The sequence below is a fragment of the Bradyrhizobium sp. 18BD genome (assembly GCF_054185225.1).
The window spans coordinates 68919-89104 of the sequence record NZ_JAVAYL010000026.1; the positions used below are offsets into that span (position 1 = coordinate 68919).

The following is a 20186-nucleotide window of genomic DNA, read 5'->3' on the forward strand; positions in this document are numbered from 1 at the left end:
CCATCACCGGCCCTCGCGCCGGTCGATGATGCTCAGCCCGTTTCCAGATCGGGCGTCGCATCGCCCGGCTGCCGCAGCATGCGCCGCGCGATCTTCTCCTCGCTCGGCACCTTGACGTCCCAGGCAAGCCCGAGCGCTTCCAGCGCGCGGATGAAGATGAAGCCCGGATCGAACTCGAACCAGCGCAGACCGAACGCTGCGGAATACGGAAAGGCGTGGTGGTTGTTGTGCCAGCCCTCGCCCCAGCCGAGCCAAGCCATCACGCCGAGATTGCGGCTGTTGTCGTCACGGGTGACGAAGGGCTGCGTACCGAAGGTATGCATGACCGAGTTGATGGCGGAAAAGGTCTGCTCGACCACGAACATGCGCACCACGCCACCCCAGAGCAGACCGGTCAGCGCGCCCCACAGGCTCATCGTGGCAAGGCCGCCGATCACGGCCGGCAGCACCAGGCCGAGCACGACCCAGGTGTAATAGTAGCTGTTGACGGCGACCAACCTGCGGTCCGCCATCAAATCCGGCACGTAATGCGCGACGTTGGGATAGTCGTGTTCGATCATCCAGGTCAGGTGCGCGTGCAGGAAGCCGCGCAGGCGCCCGACCAGGCTGTCGCCATGCAGCCGCGGCGAGTGCAGATCGCCGTCGTGGTCGGACAATTCGTGGTGGCGCCGATGCATCGCCGCCCAGGACAGCATGGAACCGCGGCCCGCCATCGACCCCATGATGATCAGGATCGCGCTCATCGTCGTGGAGGTCGCGAAGGCGCGATGGGTGAACAGCCGGTGATAACCGACGGTAAGGCCAAGGCCGGTGATCAGCCAGAAGCCGAGGAACAGGCTGAGCTCCGTCACGCCGATCGGACGATAGAATAACAGGCCGAGCGCAACCAGCGAGCCGACAAAGGGCAGAATGTCGAAGACTATGAAATGCCGCCGCTGCATCTTGTGAAAATGCCGGCTGCGAATGATGCGGTGATCGCGTTTCTGTGGCACGGGCTGGATTCCAGGACGGCGTCCATGAGTACATACAAGCCGGGCGGACGCAACCCAAGCCGTAGCCCAAGCCGCAGCCCAAGGTTTCAACAGCCGCAAAAGCCTGTAGAATGGGCTGTTCGTGCCAAAAACGTTCAGATCCAGCCCTTTTCTGCTTGCCCGGCGAGCCGTCATGCCATCACGTGCTGCGACAATTTTGACGGTGATCTCGATCATGATGGCGGGACCAGCAATGGGATTCGATCTCGAGGCGCATCGCGGCGGGCGGGCGCTGTTGCCGGAAAACACCCTGCCGGCCTTCGCTAACGCGCTGTCCATGGGCGTGGACACGCTGGAGCTCGACGTCGGCGTGACCGCCGATGGTGAAGTCATCATCTCGCATGAGCGCGGACTCAATCCCGATCTCGCACGGGATGCGAGCGGCACCTATGTCGCGCCGCCCGGCACGCCTTTCGTGAAGCTGCGGCTCGACGAGGTCAGAGCCTACGACGTCGGCCAGATTCGTCCGGACAGTGCCTACGCCAAACAATTCCCCGAGCAGCGCGCCGTGCCGGGGACGCGCGTTCCCACGCTGGCGCAGCTGTTCGCATTGGTGCGCAAGTCCGGCAACGCGCGCGTGCGCCTCAACATCGAGACCAAGATCGATCCGAACCGTCCGGACGAGTCCCTCGACCCGCAAGGTTTCGTCGCAAAACTGCTCGGGGTGATCGAGGCGGAGAAATTTTCCGATCGCGTCATGATCCAGTCGTTCGACTGGCGGACCCTGCAGCTCGTCCAGCAGCAGGCGCCGGGCGTGCCGACGGTATACCTGACGCTCCAGCGCGGCTCGGGCCAGACCGTCGCACTCGACAAGGCGACCAACTGGGCAGCAGGATTCAGTCCGGCGGACCACGGTGGGTCGCTGCCGCGAACCATCAGGGCCGCGGGCGGTGCGATCTGGTCGCCCTATTTCGGCGACGTGACCGCGGCGCTGATCGCTGAAGCCCATACGCTTGGACTGCGCGTCGTGGTCTGGACCGTCAACAAGCCGGAGGACATGGCGCGCATGATCGAGCTCGGCGTCGACGGCATCATCTCCGATCGGCCCGACCTGTTGCGGCAGGCCGCCGGCGAGAAGGGAATTGCACTGCCGGCGGGGACGCCGGTGGAGCCGTAAGATCCAACGGATCCTCGTAGCCCAGATGGAGCGAAGCGCAATCCGGGGTCAGTTTGCCACGCGAGCGGTCCCGGATTTCGCTTCGCTCATCCGGGCTACGAAACCTACTCCCCGTCCCGCAAGCGCCGGTACAGCGCGCCCAAAATGTTGGAATAATCGTCGGTCCAGACCCGCACCCTGTCGTCTGCTTCGGTCAGCTCCCAAGATTTGGACGACGCCAGCTTGCCGACATCTTCCTCCTCGCGCGCGGAGATGACGACGTCCGTCGAGAAGATGTAGTCGGAATCGCGGCCTGAATCCTCGTTGTAGACCCAGCTCTTCAGATCGTTGGCGTCGGCGATGCCGACCACGACCGTCTCGAGATCAAGATGCCGGTTGGAGACGTGCATCACCACGGCACCGTGGGGCGCGAGCTTGTCCTTGTAGATATTCATCGCCTCTTCGGTGGCCAGATGGATCGGGATCGCATCTGACGAATAGGCATCGACGATGATGAGATCGTAGGCGCCGTCCGGCTCCTTTGCGAAGGTGAGACGCGCATCGCCGATGACAGGCTTCAGGTCCGGCAGACAGCTCGAGATGTAACGGAAATTTTTCGGGTCGCGCGCCGCATCGACCATCGACTGGTCGATCTCGAAGAACTTCCAGTCCTCGCCGGGTTCCGCGGCACAGGCGAGCGTGCCCGATCCGACGCCGATCGCGGCGACCTTGAGCGGCGCGCCCTTGCGCTCGCGGATCGCGGTGATGGCCTGACCGATGCCCCCGTCCTTGTGATAGTAGGTGATCGGCTCGGGCCGGCCGGTGACCGGCGTGCCGTCATTGTTGCGGAAGCGTTCGGCGCCATGGATGGTGGTGCCGTGCATCAGCACATGGAAATAGCCGCCCGGCGTCTCCACGATCTTGTGCACGCCGAAGAAGCTGCGCACGGTGGTGACGCGGCCTTCGTCGGCGGGATAGATGCGGATCAAGGCCAGCGCGAGCGCGACGGTCGCAAAGATCTTCCAGCGGCCGGCATTGAGCGCCAGCGTCAGCAACGCGGCGAGCACGCCGACGGCGCCGGCGACCCAGACGCGGTGATCCTCGAACCAGGTCGAGAGCTCGCCGGTCGTGGTGGAGGGCGCCACGAGCGCCACCGCGAGCGCGGCGAGCACGAGCCAGTACCATTTGACGATGCCGGCGAGGCGCTCGCTCGCCGAGGGCCGGCACAGCGCCGCAAGCGCAATCAGGATCGGGTATTCGGCGATCCACGAGAACGTGAAGGGCGCGACCAGGCCCGCAAACAGGCCGCCGACCATGCCGCCGAACGACAGCGCGACATAGAAGCCGGTGAGATATTTGGCCGCGGGCCGCGTCCGCGCCAGCTCGCCGTGGCAGGCCATTGCGATGACGAAGAAGCACAATTGGTGACCGCCGAGCGTCAGCAGCAGATTCTGCTCGCCGCCGAAGGCCAGCAGCACGACCACGCCGGCAATCGCGACCGGCTGGAGCATCAGCATCCATTTGTGCGGCAACAGCGGCCGTGACTGGAACACCACCACCCAGGTGAGCAGATACAGCGACAGCGGCAGCACCCACAGCAGGGGCGCAGCCGCAACGTCGGTCGATATGTGCGCGGTAACAGCGATGAGCAGGCCGGATGGCACCGCGGCGAGGAAGATCCAGCGCAGGCGCGTCACGATGCTTGGCGCCGGCGCATTGACCTCCTCGGTGCGCGCGTCCGCCACCGCCAGCTTCGGCGAGCGCAGCAGCAGCACGCCGCAGGCGGCGATCAGGACAATCAGCAGGCCGTAGCCGCCGGTCCAGAACCGGTTCTGCGTGTGCAGCGTGAAGATCGGCTCCAGCAGGAACGGATAGGACAACAGCGCGAGGAAGCTGCCGATGTTGGAGGAGGCATAGAGGAAATAGGGATCGTGCGCAGCGGGATGGCCGGTGCGGACGAACCAGGCCTGCAGCAGCGGATTGTTGGCGGCAAGCGCAAAGAACGGCAGCCCGATCGAGACCACGAACAGGCCGAGCAGCCAGATCGCGTAGCCCGACGCCGGCGGCTCACCATAGGCGGTGGCGATGCCGAGCGGCAGCGTGGCGAAGGCCAGCGCCAGCAGCACCAGATGCACCACCACCGGCACGATTCGGTTCCTGACCTGCATCAGCAAATGCGCATAGGCGTAACCCGCCAGCAGCAGCGACTGGAAGAACACCATCGCCACCGACCACACCGCCGGCGAGCCGCCGAGCCGCGGCAGCACCATCTTCGTGAACAGCGGCTGCACCGAGAACAACAGCAGCGCGCTGACGAAGATCGCGGCGGTGTAGACCGTCAGCAGCAGGCGGTTGCGCGCGGCGGACGGCTGCTCCGTGGCGGCGGGTTGCACGATCGAATCCATGGAAGCTCCGGCAAAAGCGTTTTCCAGCGAAGTGGGCACCGGATCGCGCTGGAAAACGTGTCGAACAACGCCCCCGGCGGGCGCCGGACGCGCAATGGAGCACACCGCGCTTGAACGGGCAATAAAGGGGCTCGTGATGTTGCAGCGACGATTGCTTGATATAGAGATGTCATGCCGAGTCCGGCCCTACGGGCCATCCCGGAAATGACCGCGGAACATTTCAGAACCTTTCATGAGCGAAACCGACGTCGTCATCATCGGCGCTGGCCATAACGGCCTCACCTGCGCGGCCTATCTCGCCAGCGCAGGCCTGCGCGTGCGCATGGTCGAACGCCGCAAGGTGGTCGGCGGGGCAGCGGTCACAGAGGAGTTTCATCCCGGATTCAGGAATTCAGTCGCGGCCTACACGGTGAGCCTGCTCAATCCGCAGGTGATCCGCGATCTGGGCCTCGCCGAGCAGGGCCTGCGCGTGGTCGAACGGCGCGCGCAGAATTTCCTGCCTGCGCCTGACGGGAGCTACCTCCTCACCGGCGAAGGACGGACCAAAGCCTCGGTCGCGCGGCTGAGCGCGCGTGACGCGGAGGCGCTCGATGGCTTTTCGCGCGAGCTGGAGGACATCGCCGACGTGCTCCGGCAGTTCGTGCTGCGCGCGCCGCCGAACCTGCTTGCCGGCATCGGCACCGCTGCGATCCGCGAGGCCGTGAACGCGCTGCAGAGCGCCAACATCCTGCGCGGCCTGACGCTGGAACAGAGCCGCAGCCTGCTCGATCTCTTCACCCGCTCGGCCGGCGAGATGCTGGACGAGCGCTTCGAGAACGATCTGGTCAAGGCGCTGTTCGGCTTCGACGCCATCGTCGGCAATTACGCCAGCCCGTACGCCGCCGGCTCGGCCTATGTGATGCTGCACCACGCCTTCGGCGAGGTGAACGGCAAGAAGGGCGTCTGGGGCCACGCCATCGGCGGCATGGGTGCGATCACGCAAGCCATGGCGCGCGCCGCGCAGGCGCGCGGCGTCGCGATCGACACGGATGCGGGGGTGCGCGAGGTGATCGTCGAGCGCGATCGCGCCGTCGGCGTCGTGCTGGAGAACGGCGAGACGATCCGCGCGAAATATGTCGCCGCCAACGTCAATCCGAAGCTGCTCTACACGCGGCTGATCGCGGCCGATGCCCTGCCGCAGGACTTCCTCGCCCGCATCCGGCACTGGAAGAACGGCTCGGGCACCTTCCGCATGAACGTGGCACTGGACCGCCTGCCCTCCTTCACGGCGCTGCCGGGGGACGGCGATCATCTCACCTCCGGCATCATCCTGGCGCCGAGCCTTGCCTACATGGACCGCGCTTATCTCGATGCGCGTGCGCAGGGCTGGAGCAGCTCACCCGTGGTGGAAATTCTGATCCCCTCCACGCTCGACGACAGTCTGTCGCCCCAAGGCAAACATGTCGCGAGCCTGTTCTGCCAGCACGTCGCGCCGGAGCTTCCTGGCGGCAAATCCTGGGACGCGCATCGCGATGAGGTCGCCGATCTCATGATCGCGACGGTGGACAGCTACGCGCCGGGCTTTGCAGCCAGCGTGCTCGGCCGCCAGATCCTCTCGCCGCTGGACCTCGAGCGGCAATTCGGCCTCCTCGGCGGCGACATCTTCCACGGCGCGCTGACGCTGAACCAGCTGTTCTCGGCGCGCCCGATGCTGGGCCATGCCGATTATCGCGGGCCGCTGAAGGGCCTCTACCATTGCGGTTCCGGCGCCCATCCCGGCGGCGGCGTCACCGGCGCCCCCGGCCACAACGCCGCGCAGACGATCCTGCGGGATCACCGCTCGCTGTTCGGAAGCCGTGGATAGGCCTGTGGATCGGCTGTGGAGAAGGCTGTTGGCAGAGCTGTGCGCGCGCCGGCGGCAGCAGGCTGGACCCAGCCAGGTATAAGCAGTGGAAAAGCTGGGGATGAGCGGCGGGATAACCGCTGGATAATGCGTGGAAAACCGGCGGACAGCCTGTGGGTACTTTCCGAGGGCGGCCCCAAAAACGATCTCGCCCGCCGGGGGCAATTCCCCATGCGGGCGCTGATCTAGGAACAACCTATGAAGAAATCGGCTCCCGCTGGGAAATGGGAGGCGGAAATTACTTCAAGGAGGTGCTAATCGAACCGAACTTGTCGTTCAAAGTGGTGCCCAGGCTGTTCACGACGGTGATGATCGCCAGCGCGATACCGGCCGCGATGAGGCCGTATTCGATTGCGGTGGCACCGGATTCATCGGACCAGAACTTCAAAACCATGCGCTTCAAGACTCGCCTCCATTTCTATTTCTAGGTGTGTTGTTTGGCTCCAACATCCGAAAATCTACGGGATACAACCTGCAGGCAGGTTAATCCCGGCGTTGCAAGTTATGCGGAAAATTGAGAACAAAAGTTCCAAGAATTGAACTGATCGGAACCTTATGATGCAGCCTTCTCCCACCCATCGCGCCAGCTTTTCGATCGGCACCGAGGCCGCGGCCAAGCGCGTCGTCGACGTGCTGACCGAGGTGTTTTTCGAGGGCGATGCGGCGGTCGCCGCGTTCGAGCGGCCAGACGGACAATGGGACGTCACGCTGCATTTCGCCGAGGCGCCGGACCAGGCATTGCTTACCGAAATCGTTGCAAATTCAGCGGGAAATGAGATCGCCGCGACGCTTGTCTTCGACACCATCGAGGCGAAGGACTGGGTCAAGGCCAGCCTTGAAGATCTCGTCCCGGTCCCGGCCGGGCGCTTCGTCGTGCACGGCAGTCATGATCGCGATCGCGTCGCCCCGAACAAGCTCAAGATCGAGATCGAGGCGGCGCTCGCTTTCGGCACCGGCCACCACGGCACCACGCGCGGCTGTTTACTGTTGCTTGACCATGTCCTGAAGAGTTCCCGTCCGAGGAGCCTGCTCGACCTCGGCACCGGGACCGGCGTGCTGGCGATCGCCGCGGCGAAGGCGCTGCATCGCGCGGTGCTGGCCTCCGACATCGACCCGCCGTCGGTGCGGGTGGCGGCGGAGAATGCGACGCTGAATGACGTTGGTAACCATGTGCGGGTGATCCGCGCCACCGGCTTCGCCGCGCCGGATTTTGCCAGATGCGGCCCGTTCGACCTGGTGCTGGCCAACATCCTCGCCAACCCGCTGCGGCAATTGGCGAGCCCGATGGTGCGGCACCTGGCGCCAGGCGCCCGGGTCATCCTCTCGGGCCTCCTGACCCACCAGGCCCCCGCCGTGATCGCGGCCTACCGCGCGCGTGGCCTCGTGCCGCTGCGGCACCTGAGGATCGAGGGATGGAGCAGTTTGTTGTTGCGGAAGCTGGGGTAGGCGCATCCGCGGCGACGGTGCGCTCCCTCGCCCCGCTTGCGGGGCCGCGACGAGCTACGCTCGCGCTGAGAGGGTGGGGTGAAGGGGAGTCTCCACAGGGCCGGAAACAGTTGGGCTCGCGGAGAGTAACCCCTCACCCGGATCGCATCTCCGATGCGACATAGCCGAAGCCTAGCTTCGGCGTTCTTAGGACGGCCGCCCGAGGCGGCCTATGCCTCTCCCCGCAAGCGGGGCGAGGTGAAACGAGCATCGCCGCCTATTCCGCCGGCTTGTCGTCCCGGCGTGTCGCGGGCTCGCCGCGCAGGGCACGCCTGGCGCGACGCTCGGCGAAACGATCGATCATCTGGCTGATGAGGCCGCGCGGCTTCTTGGGTGTCGTTGCGGCCGGGGCGCGGCGCGCCGGTGGCGAAATCTTCTCAAACGTGAACGCAGGCATCGTGTGTCCCCTCGCCGTTGAGATGAACCACTTGCTCGAATTTCCCTGTTATCCGGACGAAGCGCAACTGCTGCATCCTGTACTCCACTCAATTCGAATGGAATATTTTCAAGCACACTCCATGCCAGATGCGACGCAAATGCGTCTACATTGCGGACTGATCGCCCCGGTCGTAGATTGAGCACATCATGTTTGAAGCACACTTCCAGACATTCGAGGAGCCTGAGGCGGGCGTGGCATTGACGGCGCGCCTTGCCGCGCTTCGCGAAGAGCTCGCCCGCCGCAAATTGACCGGCTTCGTCATCCCGCGCGCCGACCAGCAACAGAATGAATATGTGGCGCCCTCGGAAGAGCGGCTGGCCTGGCTGACCGGCTTTACCGGCTCGGCGGGGTTGGCGGTCGTGCTGACGCATGAGGCCGCGGTCTTCGTCGACGGCCGCTACACGATCCAGGCCGCCAAGCAGGTCGACGCAAAGGCCTGGGCAGTGGAATCGCTGGTCGATCCGCCGCCGGAAAGCTGGGTGTCGGCGCATCTGAAAGCCGGCGACCGCCTCGGATTTGATCCGTGGCTGCACACTTCTTCAGCAGCAGAGCGTCTGTCCGTCGCCTGCGCCAAGGCCGGCGCCGAGCTGGTGGCGGTCGACAGCAACCCCGTCGATGCGATCTGGCAGGACCGGCCGCAGCCGCCGCTTGCCCCCGTCGCCGTGCATAGTTTGCAACATGCCGGCGTCGCGGAGGCCGACAAGCTGGCGCAGATCAGAAGCGAGATCGGCAAGCTCGGCACCGACGCGCTGGTGCTGTCCGACAGCCATGCGGTGGCGTGGACCTTCAACATCCGCGGCGCCGACGTCGCGCATACGCCGCTGCCGCTGTCCTACGCGCTGGTGCCGAAGGACGGTCGTCCCACCGTCTTCATCGACCACCGCAAGCTCTCCAACCTGACGCGCGACCATCTCGAGCGGTCCGCCGACGTGCGCGAGCCCGATGCGATGGCGCCGACGCTGATGGCGCTGGCCAAGAGCGGCGCGGCCATCGCCCTCGACAATGCTACCGCGGCCGACGCGCTGAGCCGGCTGATCACGGGTGCCGGCGGCAAGCCGGTGCGCGGCAGCGATCCCATCGCGCTGCTCAAGGCGGTCAAGAACGCGACCGAGATCAAGGGCACGAAGACGGCCCATGTGCGCGATGCCGTGGCGCTGGCGCGCTTCCTCGCCTTCATCGACCGTGAAGCCCCAAGCGGCAAGCTCACCGAGATCGACGCCGTCGAGGCGCTGGAAACGTTCCGCCGCGACACCGGCGCACTGAAGGACGTGTCGTTCCCGACCATCTCGGGCACCGGCCCGAACGGCGCCATCGTGCACTACCGCGTCACCCGCAAGAGCAACCGGCGCATTGCGCCGGGCGATCTGCTGCTGATCGATTCCGGCGCACAATATGAAGACGGCACCACCGACGTCACCCGCACCATGGCCGTGGGCGAGCCGACGGACGAGATGCGCGACCGCTTCACCCGCGTCCTGCGCGGCCACATCGCGATCGCGCGCGCGGTCTTCCCTGACGGCACCACCGGCGCGCAGCTCGACACGCTGGCGCGGCAATATCTCTGGGCCGCAGGCGTCGATTTCGAGCACGGCACCGGCCACGGCGTCGGCAGCTATCTCTCGGTCCACGAAGGACCGGCGCGCATCTCGAAACTCGGCACCACGCCGCTGAAGCGCGGCATGATCCTCTCCAACGAGCCCGGCTACTACAAGACCGACGGTTTCGGCATCCGCATCGAGAACCTCGAGCTGGTGGTCGCCACCGACATCAAGGGTGCCGAGAAGCCGATGAACGCATTCGAGACGCTGACGCTGGCACCGATCGACCGGCGCTTGATCGATGTCGCGATGCTGAGCAGGGACGAGCTCGACTGGCTGAACGCCTACCACGCCCGCGTCCGGGCCGAGGTCGCGCCGGCACTGGATGAAGCGACGAAGGCGTGGCTCGACCAGACAACGGCGGCGCTGAAGGCGTAGACGGAGCCCGCATAGCGCTACGCGGTTTGCGCAAGGCTCCGCCGCTTTTGCCTACGATCGCGGCTGACTTGGCGCGTTCCTCGCCACGCTTCACCGTAAAACAACGGCTTCGCGCGCGCTGTTATTATAACCCTCCCGGAATCGGTATAGCCGCATTCCGAAACACCGATTTCCGTCTTGTGCGAGCACGCTACAGTCGATTCGACTTCGAAAGACGGACACTTATGCACGGCATGATCAGCAGGCCGCCGGACGCGGCCATGAAGAACATCGCGACCTCGCGCGTGGTGTTGCTGCTGCTGGTCGTCATGACCGGCATCGCGCCGATCTCGCTCTACATCCTGGTTCCGGCGCTGCCGGTGCTGGCGACGACATTCGGCCGCGACATCTCGGTCGCGCAGATGACGGTGTCGCTCTACATGGTCGGCATCGCGCTGTCGCAGCTCATCATGGGACCGCTGTCGGACAAGTTCGGCCGGCGCCCGGTGCTGCTTGGCGGCCTTGCGCTGATGGTCGCGGCGAGCGTCGCCTGCATCTTCGCCGAAACCCTGCCGCAGCTGATCGCGGCGCGTTTCTTCCAGGCGCTCGGCGGCGCGTCCGGCATGGTGATCAGCCGCGCCATCATCCGCGACATCTACGAGCGCGACCGCGTTGCCTCCATGATCAGCCTCGTGGTTGCCGCCCTGATGATCGGCCAGATGGTCTCACCGCTCACCGGCGGCCTGATCGAGACCGCGTTCGGCTGGCGCGCGATCTTCTACGCCGTCACGATCGGCGCGATCGTAGTCGCCGTCGGCATCGCGATCGCGCTGCCCGAGACGCGGCGCGACCGCGCAGTCGGCACCGGCGGGTTTCGTAGCGACGTCGGTACCCTGATCAAGAGCCGCGCCTTCATCGGCTATGTGATGTGCCAAGTGCTGGCCTCGCAAATCATCTTCACCTTCGCCGGTGGCGGCCCCTACATCGTCGTGACGCAGATGGGCCGGACCAGCGCCGAATACGGCGCGTGGTTCGCCACGACCGGATTTGCGTATCTGGTCGGCAATCTGCTCTGCGTGCGCTTCGCGCCGCGGCACTCGCTGGAAAAGCTGATCTGGTTCGGGCTCGGCCTGCAGCTCTGCGGCAGCCTGTTGAACCTGCTCTGGAGCTTTACCGGCTGGAACGAAGCGCCGGCGTGGCTGTTCGGCACGCAGATGATCGTGATGGTCGGCAACGCCTTCGTGATGGCGAACTCCGCCGCCGGCGCGATCAGCATCCGCCCTGAAGCGGCCGGCACCGCATCGGGCGCGATGGGCTTCCTTCAGCAGGGCATCGGCGCGCTGATGTCGCAATTCGGCGCCTATCTCGGCGGCCACTCGGCAACGACACTGCCGCTGACATCAGCGGTGCTCGCGATCTCGCTGCTTTGCGCCTGCATGATGATCTTCGTCGTCCCCCGCCGCGAACTGGTGGTGAGCGAGACGCTGATCGAGCAGGCGGAAGAGGAAGAGACGGGGATGATGTGAGGGACGACGCGCCCTCTCCTCCGTCATTGCGAGGAGCGTAGCGACGAAGCAATCCAGGCTGTTTCGGCGGTGATAGTCTGGATTGCTTCGCTTCGCTCGCAATGACGGGGAGAAACCAAACCCTCACTCCCCGATCAGCGTCAGCCACTCGTCCTCGGTCAGCACCTTGACGCCGTGCTTGTTGGCATCCGCGAGCTTCGAGCCCGCACCGGGGCCGGCGACGACGAGATCGGTCTTCTTAGATACCGAGCCCGACACCTTCGCCCCCAGCCGCTCCGCGGTCGCCTTGGCCTCGTCGCGCGTCATCTTCTCCAGAGAGCCCGTGAACACCACGGTCTTGCCGGCGACCGCCGAGTTGCTCTTCGGCTTCTCGGCGTCGACGATCTCGACTTCTTTGGTCAGCCGCTCGACGATGCCCCGATTGTGGCTTTCGCCAAAGTAGTCGGCGATGCTCTTGATCACGGTGTCGCCGATCTGGTCGAGCGCGTCCATCTCCGCCATCGCCTCCTCGTCGCCCTTGGCGACCTTGAGGCAGGCATCGTGGAAGGCCTCCCACGAGCCGTAGCCGCGCGCGAGCGCGAGCGCCGTGGTCTCGCCGACGTGGCGCATGCCGAGCGCATAGACGAAGCGCTCCAGCGCGATTCTGCGCCGGCTCTCGATCGCACCGAACAGATTACGCACCGAAGTCGCACCGTAGCCCTCGATCTCCTCGAGCTTCAGCTTCGCATTGCGCTTCTCCAGCGTGAAGATGTCGGCGGGCTCCTTGACCCACCCTTCGTCGAAGAAATACTGGAGCTGCTTCTCCCCTAAACCGTCGATGTCGAAGGCGCGCCGCGACACGAACAGCTTGAGGTGCTCGATCTTCTGATATGGGCAGGCAAACTCGCCGGTGCAGCGGGCGCGGGATTCCTCTTCGCCGGCGGCCGTTTCGCCGCGCACGACGTCGGTGTGCAGCGGGCACGGGCACTTCTTCGGGAAGTGGAATTCCTTGGCGCTCTTCGGCCGCTTGTCGAGGACGACGTCGACGATCTGCGGAATGACGTCACCGGCGCGCTGGACCACGACAGTGTCGCCGATCCTGATGTCGCGGCCCTCGCGCAGCACCTCACCCTTGTTGCCAATGCCCTTGATGTAGTCCTCGTTGTGCAGCGTGACGTTCTGCACGATGACGCCGCCGACGCCGACCGGCTCGAGCTTGCCGACCGGCGTGAACGAGCCGGTGCGGCCGACCTGGATCTCGATATCGCGCAGCACCGTCATGGCGCGCTCGGCGGGGAATTTGTGCGCGATGCCCCAGCGCGGCGTGCGCGAGACGAAGCCGAGCCGCTCCTGCCAGTCGATGCGGTCGACCTTGTAGACGACGCCGTCGATGTCATAGTCGAGCTCGGCACGCTCCTCCTCGATGCTCTGGTGGAACGCGATCAGTTCCTCGACCGAGTGGCACAGCTTTGTCAGCGGATTGGTCTTGAAGCCGCAGCGCTCGAACCAGTGGATCATCCCGCTCTGCGTCGCTTCCGGCATCGCACTCATCTCGCCCCACGCATAAGCGAAGAAGCCGAGCGGGCGCGAGGCGGTGATGGTCGGATCCTTCTGCCGGAGCGAGCCCGCGGCCGAGTTGCGCGGGTTGGCGAAGATGGTGTCGCCGGCGGCCTTCTGCCGCTCGTTGAGCGCCAGGAATGCCTTCTTGGTCATATAGACCTCGCCGCGCACCTCGCAGATATCGGGGACGTTGCGTCCCTTCAGCTTGTGCGGCACGTCTTCGAGCGTGCGGATGTTGGCGGTGACGTCCTCGCCCTCGGCGCCGTCGCCGCGCGTCGCCGCGGTGACGAGCTCGCCGCCCTCGTAGCGCAGCGACATCGACAGGCCGTCGATCTTCGGCTCGGCGGAGAAATCGACCTTGTCATCGTCGAGCTTCAGGAAGCGCACGATGCGGCCGACGAAGTCGCGCACGTCCTCGTCGGCAAAGGCATTGTCGAGCGACAGCATAGGCACCGAGTGCCGGACTTTCTTGAAGCGCCCTGACGGCGCCGCGCCGACCTTCTGCGACGGCGAATCGCCGCTGACGAATTCCGGAAAGCGCTTTTCGATCGCATCGAGGCGCTGACGCAGGGCGTCGTATTCGGCGTCGGTCACGGTGGGCGCGTCGTCCTGATAGTAGCGCTCGTTGTGTCCCTCGATCTCGAGCGACAGCCGCATGTGCTCGACCTTGGCCTGCGCCTTGGTGAGATCGGCGACGTCGCGAAGCGGTCTGGATTTTGCTGCTCTTGCCATGGTGCTTGGATACGACGGAGCGGGCGGGAGGGTAAAGGCAGGTTGGACGCTTTGTTCCCCGGATGCTGCGCGGCGCGGAGCGGCGTTACACGTCGCACCGCGTCCGGGACACAGAGGTCAGGCCGTCGCGGCCTTGAGCAGCCGGTCCGCGGCCGCCCGCGCCTCGGCGGTGATCTCGGCGCCGGCGAGCATGCGGGCGATCTCCTCGCGGCGGTGGTCGGCGGCCAGCGCATTGACGCGGGTGGCGACGCGCTTGCCCTTGTCCAGGGCGTCCTTGGAGATCAGGAGATGCTGGTCCGCCCGCGCGGCGACCTGCGGGGCGTGAGTCACGGCCATCACTTGGACCTTGCCGGCAAGCCGCGCCAAGCGCCCGCCGATGGCGTCAGCGACCGCGCCGCCGACGCCGGTGTCGATTTCGTCGAAGACGAGCGTCGGCGCCGAGCCGCGGTCGGACAGCACGACCTTGAGCGCCAGCAGGAAGCGCGAGAGCTCGCCGCCCGAGGCGACCTTCATCATCGGCCCCGGCTTGGTGCCCGGATTGGTCTGCACCCAGAACTCGACGCGGTCGAACCCTTGCGGGCCCGGCGCGGCCTCGTCGGTCGCGACCTGGGTCATGAACTTTGCGCGTTCGAGCTTGAGCGGTGCGAGCTCGGCGTTGACCGCCTTGTTGAGCTTCTCCGCCGATTTCTGCCGCGCCAGCGACAGCTTCTTGGCAGCAGCGGCATAGAGCGCGTCGGCCTCGATCGCGGCCTGCTCCAGCTTCTTCAAGCGCGAGGCGCCTGCATCGATCAGCACGACGTCGGCGGCGTATTGGGCGGCCAGCGCCGCCAGCAGGTCGACCGGGGTCGAATATTTGCGCGAGGCGGCGCGCAGTGCGAACAGCCGCTCCTCGATGCGTTCGAGCTCGGCCGGATCGAAATCGGTTGCGGCAAGCGCGGCCAGCAGATGCTGGTCGGCTTCCTCCAGCGCATTGATCGCGATGTCGATCGCCTTCACCGCTGGCTCGACCAGCGCCGGCGAATTGACGCCACGGCGCTCCAACCGGCGCACCGCGGCCGAGAGGGCAGCGACCGGCGAGTGATTGCCGCCGACCGCCTCCTGCGCCTCGCGCAGATCGGAGGCGATCTTCTCGCCCTGCATCATCGTGGTGCGGCGCGAGGCGAGCGAGGTCTCTTCGCCCTCCTTCGGCGCGAGCTGCTTCAGCTCGTCGGAGGCATGACGCAGATAATCGGCCTCGCGCGCGGCGCGCTCCATGCCGGCGCGATGCTCTTCCAGCGTGGTATTGGCGGTGCGGCGTGCGTCCCACAGCGCCTCAACCGCGGTGACGTCCTTCTCGAGGCCGGCAAAGGCATCGAGCAGGCGGCGGTGGGTGGCAGCATCGACCAGCGCGCGCTCGTCGTGCTGGCCGTGGATCTCGACCAGGGCGGCGCCGACCGCCTTCAGCGTCTGCACGCTGATCGACTGATCGTTGATGAAGGCGCGGGTGCGGCCGTCGGCGAGCTGGACGCGGCGGAGAATCATCTCACCGGTGTCCTCCAAGCCGTTCTCGGCGAGGATCTTCGCTGCGGGGTGATTCTTGGGGATATCGAAGACGGCGGTCACCTGCCCCTGCTCCGCACCGTGGCGCACGAGGCCGGCGTCGCCGCGGCCGCCGAGCGCCAGTGCAAAGGCATCAAGCAGGATGGATTTGCCCGCACCGGTCTCGCCGGTCAAAACCGCAAGGCCGGTGGCGAATTCGATATCGAGCCGTTCGATCAGGACGATGTCACGGATCGACAGACGCGCCAGCATGGAACCAAATTTCCTAGCCGAGGCCCATCTTCTTGAAGGTCTTGCTGATCCAGGACCCCTGATTCTCGCTCGGTTCGAGACCACCCGATTTTACAAGATTATAGGCGTCCTTGTACCAGCGGCTGTCAGGAAAATTGTGGCCAAGCACAGCGGCCGCGGTTTGCGCCTCGCCGACGATGCCGATCGCCAGATAGGCCTCAGTGAGCCGGAACAGCGCCTCCTCGACGTGGCGCGTGGTCTGGTACTGCGTGACGACGGTCTTGTAGCGGTTGATCGCTGCCGTGAAGTCACGCTTCTGCGCGTAATAGCGGCCGACGTTCATTTCCTTGCCGGCGAGCTGGTCGCGCGCACCCTCGATCTTGGCCTTGGCGGAGGTCGCGTATTCGGAGGTCGGATATTTGCGCACCACCTCCTCCAGGGAGGCGATCGCCTTCTCGGTGCGGCTCTGGTCGCGGCTGATGTCCGGAATCTGGTCGTAATGCGAGGCGGCGATCAGATATTGCGCGTAGGCCGCGTCGGGGCTGCCGGGGTGCAGCGTGACGTAGCGGGTGGCCGCGCCGATGCAGCCGTCGTAGTCGCCGCCCTGGTAGGACGCATAGGCGGACATCAGCAGCGATTTGCGGGCCCAATCGGAATAAGGATGCTGGCGGTCGACCTCTTCGAACTTCTTGTTCGCCGCCTTCATGTCCTTCTTCTCGTTCATGAGGTACAGGCCCTCATTGTAGATCTTGTCGGCGGGCTCCTCGACGAAGGTGTCGTCCTTGGCGGTGAATTTGTCCCAGAGCGAACCGGTGCCGCAGCCGGCCAGCGGCAGCGCGAGCATGATGAAGGTGACAGCCTGAAGCATCCCGCGGACGAGAGGCGAGATCGAGAGATATCCGCGCGTCATACGCTGTGCCGACATGAGTATTGCCCTGACGCCCTGTGATGCGGTGCCCGCCCGCCCGTGAACCCCGTCACCGGCGCGAAATGTAGCCGTGGCGCCTGCCATGCGACCACGTCGATGTAACCGAAAAACGATCGTTAACCCACCGGATAGGCAGGCATTCCGCCCGGATTAAGGCGAAACCGCCGCAATGCTAGCCGATCATGGTTACCAGGAGTTTCCCGGAGGAAAGTCGCCGCCGCACACCGCGCAGGCCGAACTCGTCAGGACACGTCCGGCCCGTAGGCCGCAGCGACCCGGCCGCCGACGATGCCGCGACCAACCTCGGCCACGGGACGGGAGGTGCGGCGGACGGCCTCGCCCTCGACCACACGCCAGGCGGTACGGTCGGCGAGAAGCGCCGTGAGGACGGCGTGGTTGAGCTTGTGGCCGCCACGCACCGAGCGATAGGCGCCGAGCAGTGGCAGGCCGGCCAGCGCGAGGTCGCCGATCACGTCCAGCACCTTGTGGCGCGCACATTCGTCGGCGTAGCGCAGGCCCTCAGTGTTGAGCAGCCGCTCGTCGTCGAACACGACGGTGTTGTCGAAGGAGGCGCCGAGCGCGTAGCCAGCGCTCCAGAGCCGGGCGACGTCGCACATCTGACCGAAGGTGCGAGCCCTGCCGACTTCGCGGCGGAAACGCTCCGCGCTGAGCTCGAAGGCGTAGCTCTGCTGGCCGATGACGGGGTTGGTGAAGTCGATCTCGACCTCGACGCGGAACCCGTTGGCATAGGGCCGGATCTCGCCGAAGGAGTCACCGATCTTGACCGAGATCGGCTTCAAAATCTGGATGAAGCGGCGCTGCGCCGGCTGGGTGACGATGCCGGCCTGATCGATCGCGGCAATGAAGGCTGCGGCGCTACCGTCCATGATCGGTACTTCCGGACCGTCGATCTCGATGGTGGCGTTATCGACGCCCATGCCCCGCAGCGCAGCGAGCACGTGCTCAGCGGTGGAGACGAGCGGCCCGTTGCGATCGCCGAGGACCGTGGCAAGGTCGGTCGCGATCACCTGATCGGCGGTCGCCTGAACTTCGCGGTCACTTCCCTCAAGGCCGGTGCGGACAAAAAGAATACCTGCGTCGACAGGCGCAGGCCCCAGCGTGAGAGTGACGGGAAGACCGGAATGAACGCCGACGCCGGCCACGGTGGCTTGCGCACGAAGCGTTGTTTGCCGGCTAAATTTCATCAGGAACCGCCCCACTACGACCCACTAGCGACTTATACTTGCGCGAACCGAGCGGCCAAGGCCGCCGTCCGAATCCGTATCCCCAAGTCACGCCAAACCATAGTCACGGCCTCAAACAGCGCCAACTCACGCTTTTTTACCGATTGTTACCCCAAACCTGCCGTATTCGCGCCAAGGCTTAACCAAATTGCGCCGAGATTTCGGACCGTTACCGGCAGTTTTACTGAACCACCGGATACGTAATTAATGATTTAAAATCAGTTGCTTGCCTGCGCAATCCGGGCATGCGTTGGAGAAAAGGAAAGGTCCCAGCGAGCATCTCGCCGGGACCTTTTTTCGTCTGCCTTATTGTAACAATCCTCACGTCGCCTGCCGCCGCAGGAAGGCCGGGATATCAAGATGGTCGTCGCCCTGTGGCGCCGGTGCAACAGGCGCCGGGCGGCCGTGCATGTCCAGGCCCTGAGGCGCGGGACGGCGGGCATACTCGGATACCGGCTCGCTGGCTGCGATCTGCTGCGCGACGGTCTTCTGCGGACGGCGATCGGGCAGCGGCGGCATCGCGGGACCGGCGGTACGGGCGGCGACCGGCGGCTCGCTCTCCTCGTCGCGGCGGCCGAGGCCGACATTGGCGAGGCGCTGCAGCAGCGACAGGCGGGTCTTCTGAGGGGTCTCTTCTTCCGCCTCGCCGCGGGCCTGGCGAAGCTCGGCCTGGGCCGGCATCGGCAGCTCCTCGATTCGCGGCATCCGCGGCGCACGGACCGGCGGACGCTCGGCCTGCGGCGGGATGAAGTTCTCCGGCATCATCGGCTCCTGCATGGCGACCGGGGCCATCTCGGGCTCCGGGAACAGGGTCGGCTTCTGCGCGATCGGGCGCACGGTGACGTCGCCATAGGTCTGCGGCGCGGGCGCCTGCGGAACTTCCGAGACGGCAGCGGCGATAGCGGCGAGCGCGGCGCGTTCGACGTTCGGCCGCGGAGCGGCCGGCGCGGCAGCGACCGGTGCGGCCGGGATCTGCGATTCCAGCTTCTGGGCGCGTTCGGCCAGACGCTGGTTGTCGGCGCGCAGACGCGCGGTCAGGTCGGCGAGACGGCTCTCGGCAGCGGCGGCCGGAGCGGCGGGAGCCTGCTGCATCTGCTGCGGCGCGGCGTTCGCGACCGGAGCAGAGGTCGCCTGGCTGTTGCGGGCGATCGCGGCCTGCTCGATGCCGGTGGCAACGACCGAGACGCGGATCAGGCCGTCGAGCGCTTCGTCGAAGGTGGCGCCGACGATGATGTTGGCGTCCTGATCGACTTCCTCGCGGATGCGGGTCGCGGCTTCGTCCACCTCGAACAAGGTGAGGTCCTTGCCGCCGGTGATCGAGATGAGCAGGCCCTTGGCGCCCTTCATCGAGCTGTCGTCGATCAGCGGGTTGGCGATCGCGGCTTCCGCAGCCGTCAGCGCGCGCTTGTCGCCGGAGGCCTCGCCCGTGCCCATCATCGCCTTGCCCATCTCGCGCATGACAGCGCGGACGTCGGCGAAGTCGAGGTTGATCAGGCCTTCCTTGACCATCAGGTCCGTGATGCAGGCCACGCCGGAGTAGAGCACCTGGTCGGCCATCGCGAAGGCGTCGGCGAAGGTGGTCTTCTCGTTGGCGACCCGGAACAGGTTCTGGTTCGGGATGATCAGGAGCGTGTCGACGACCTTGTGCAGCTCGTTGATGCCGGCTTCGGCGGTGCGCATGCGGCGGCCGCCTTCGAAGTGGAACGGCTTGGTGACGACGCCGACGGTGAGGATGCCCATGTCGCGCGCGGTCTTGGCGATGACGGGAGCAGCGCCAGTGCCGGTGCCGCCGCCCATGCCGGCGGTGACGAACACCATGTTGGCGCCCGAGAGATGGTCGCGCAGCTCGTCGATGACTTCTTCCGCGGCGGCAGCGCCGACGTTCGGCTGCGAACCCGCGCCCAACCCTTGCGTGACCGCCGTGCCCATCTGCACGATGCGCTGCGCCTTCGACATCGTCAGCGCCTGCGCGTCGGTGTTGGCGACCACGAAGTCGACGCCCTGCAGGCCCGCCGTGATCATGTTGTTGACGGCGTTGCCGCCGGCGCCGCCGACGCCGAACACGGTGATGCGGGGCTTCAGTTCGTGAATATCAGGAACATTGATGCTGATGGTCATGGTTGCCTCTCGATCACGCGCGCGTGGGTTCGCCCC

14 protein-coding genes are annotated in these 20186 nt (G+C 65.8%); 5 read left to right on the top strand and 9 right to left on the bottom strand.

The genetic code is table 11. The features are described 5' to 3' along the window. Positions 1-32 precede the first annotated feature (32 nt). Positions 33-992 carry an acyl-CoA desaturase gene (locus RAD16_RS35045; protein ID WP_458162415.1) on the bottom strand — a complete coding sequence of 320 codons (960 nt, stop codon included), beginning with the start codon at positions 990-992 and terminating at the stop codon, positions 33-35. A 172-nt stretch (positions 993-1164) separates the two neighbouring features. Here RAD16_RS35045 and RAD16_RS35050 point away from each other — a divergent pair, with 172 nt between their 5' ends. Then, positions 1165-2148, top strand: a complete 984-nt coding sequence (locus RAD16_RS35050; RefSeq protein WP_458162416.1) for a glycerophosphodiester phosphodiesterase — start codon at positions 1165-1167, stop codon at positions 2146-2148. A 104-nt stretch (positions 2149-2252) separates the two neighbouring features. Here RAD16_RS35050 and RAD16_RS35055 read toward each other — a convergent pair whose 3' ends face one another. Continuing rightward, positions 2253-4532, bottom strand: coding sequence for a spermidine synthase (locus RAD16_RS35055; RefSeq protein WP_458162417.1), 2280 nt, complete (start codon positions 4530-4532; stop codon positions 2253-2255). A gap of 232 nt (positions 4533-4764) precedes the next feature. Between RAD16_RS35055 and RAD16_RS35060 the strand changes: the two genes are divergently transcribed. Then, positions 4765-6375, top strand: a complete 1611-nt coding sequence (locus RAD16_RS35060; protein WP_458162418.1) for a phytoene desaturase family protein — start codon at positions 4765-4767, stop codon at positions 6373-6375. 277 nt (positions 6376-6652) lie between these two features. Here RAD16_RS35060 and RAD16_RS35065 read toward each other — a convergent pair whose 3' ends face one another. Beyond that, positions 6653-6808 (bottom strand): Flp family type IVb pilin, encoded by a 156-nt coding sequence (locus RAD16_RS35065; protein WP_414645205.1) that lies wholly within the window; start codon positions 6806-6808, stop codon positions 6653-6655. A gap of 164 nt (positions 6809-6972) precedes the next feature. Between RAD16_RS35065 and RAD16_RS35070 the strand changes: the two genes are divergently transcribed. Beyond that, a complete protein-coding gene (locus tag RAD16_RS35070; protein ID WP_458162468.1) occupies positions 6973-7860 on the top strand; it encodes a 50S ribosomal protein L11 methyltransferase in 888 nt (295 codons plus the stop codon). Positions 7861-8116: 256 nt separating this feature from the next. Here RAD16_RS35070 and RAD16_RS35075 read toward each other — a convergent pair whose 3' ends face one another. Next, entirely contained in the window at positions 8117-8296 is a 180-nt protein-coding gene (locus RAD16_RS35075) for a hypothetical protein (RefSeq protein ID WP_458162419.1), read from the bottom strand. Positions 8297-8484: 188 nt separating this feature from the next. Between RAD16_RS35075 and RAD16_RS35080 the strand changes: the two genes are divergently transcribed. Together RAD16_RS35080 and RAD16_RS35085 are read left to right on the top strand one after the other, a co-directional pair. Continuing rightward, on the top strand, positions 8485-10314 hold the full coding sequence (locus RAD16_RS35080; RefSeq protein ID WP_458162420.1) for an aminopeptidase P family protein: 1830 nt from the start codon (positions 8485-8487) through the stop codon (positions 10312-10314). 224 nt (positions 10315-10538) lie between these two features. Next, complete coding sequence (locus RAD16_RS35085) at positions 10539-11819, top strand: multidrug effflux MFS transporter (protein WP_458162421.1); 1281 nt, start codon at positions 10539-10541, stop codon at positions 11817-11819. Positions 11820-11942: 123 nt separating this feature from the next. On the opposite strand, the gene ligA is transcribed toward RAD16_RS35085, so the two are convergent. The 5 genes from ligA to ftsZ all read right to left on the bottom strand — a co-directional run bounded on the left by ligA (position 11943) and on the right by ftsZ (position 20150). Then, entirely contained in the window at positions 11943-14090 is a 2148-nt protein-coding gene (gene ligA / locus RAD16_RS35090; protein WP_458162423.1) for an NAD-dependent DNA ligase LigA, read from the bottom strand. Between the two features lie 117 nt (positions 14091-14207). After that, a complete protein-coding gene (gene recN, locus RAD16_RS35095; RefSeq protein ID WP_458162424.1) occupies positions 14208-15881 on the bottom strand; it encodes a DNA repair protein RecN in 1674 nt (557 codons plus the stop codon). A gap of 13 nt (positions 15882-15894) precedes the next feature. Then, entirely contained in the window at positions 15895-16785 is an 891-nt protein-coding gene (locus RAD16_RS35100) for an outer membrane protein assembly factor BamD (protein WP_458162425.1), read from the bottom strand. A 245-nt stretch (positions 16786-17030) separates the two neighbouring features. Beyond that, on the bottom strand, positions 17031-17993 hold the full coding sequence (lpxC, locus tag RAD16_RS35105) for a UDP-3-O-acyl-N-acetylglucosamine deacetylase (RefSeq protein WP_458162426.1): 963 nt from the start codon (positions 17991-17993) through the stop codon (positions 17031-17033). A 360-nt stretch (positions 17994-18353) separates the two neighbouring features. Next, complete coding sequence (gene ftsZ, locus RAD16_RS35110) at positions 18354-20150, bottom strand: cell division protein FtsZ (RefSeq protein ID WP_458162427.1); 1797 nt, start codon at positions 20148-20150, stop codon at positions 18354-18356. Positions 20151-20186: the final 36 nt, after the last annotated feature.

Coding starts and splice junctions, on each gene's coding strand:
- RAD16_RS35050 (WP_458162416.1), top strand. CDS start 1,165: ATGCCATCACGTGCTGCGACAATTTTGACGGTGATCTCGATCATGATG.
- RAD16_RS35055 (WP_458162417.1), bottom strand. CDS start 4,532: ATGGATTCGATCGTGCAACCCGCCGCCACGGAGCAGCCGTCCGCCGCG.
- RAD16_RS35060 (WP_458162418.1), top strand. CDS start 4,765: ATGAGCGAAACCGACGTCGTCATCATCGGCGCTGGCCATAACGGCCTC.
- RAD16_RS35065 (WP_414645205.1), bottom strand. CDS start 6,808: ATGGTTTTGAAGTTCTGGTCCGATGAATCCGGTGCCACCGCAATCGAA.
- RAD16_RS35070 (WP_458162468.1), top strand. CDS start 6,973: ATGCAGCCTTCTCCCACCCATCGCGCCAGCTTTTCGATCGGCACCGAG.
- RAD16_RS35075 (WP_458162419.1), bottom strand. CDS start 8,296: ATGCCTGCGTTCACGTTTGAGAAGATTTCGCCACCGGCGCGCCGCGCC.
- RAD16_RS35080 (WP_458162420.1), top strand. CDS start 8,485: ATGTTTGAAGCACACTTCCAGACATTCGAGGAGCCTGAGGCGGGCGTG.
- RAD16_RS35085 (WP_458162421.1), top strand. CDS start 10,539: ATGCACGGCATGATCAGCAGGCCGCCGGACGCGGCCATGAAGAACATC.
- ligA (WP_458162423.1), bottom strand. CDS start 14,090: ATGGCAAGAGCAGCAAAATCCAGACCGCTTCGCGACGTCGCCGATCTC.
- recN (WP_458162424.1), bottom strand. CDS start 15,881: ATGCTGGCGCGTCTGTCGATCCGTGACATCGTCCTGATCGAACGGCTC.
- RAD16_RS35100 (WP_458162425.1), bottom strand. CDS start 16,785: ATGTCGGCACAGCGTATGACGCGCGGATATCTCTCGATCTCGCCTCTC.
- lpxC (WP_458162426.1), bottom strand. CDS start 17,993: ATGAAATTTAGCCGGCAAACAACGCTTCGTGCGCAAGCCACCGTGGCC.
- ftsZ (WP_458162427.1), bottom strand. CDS start 20,150: ATGACCATCAGCATCAATGTTCCTGATATTCACGAACTGAAGCCCCGC.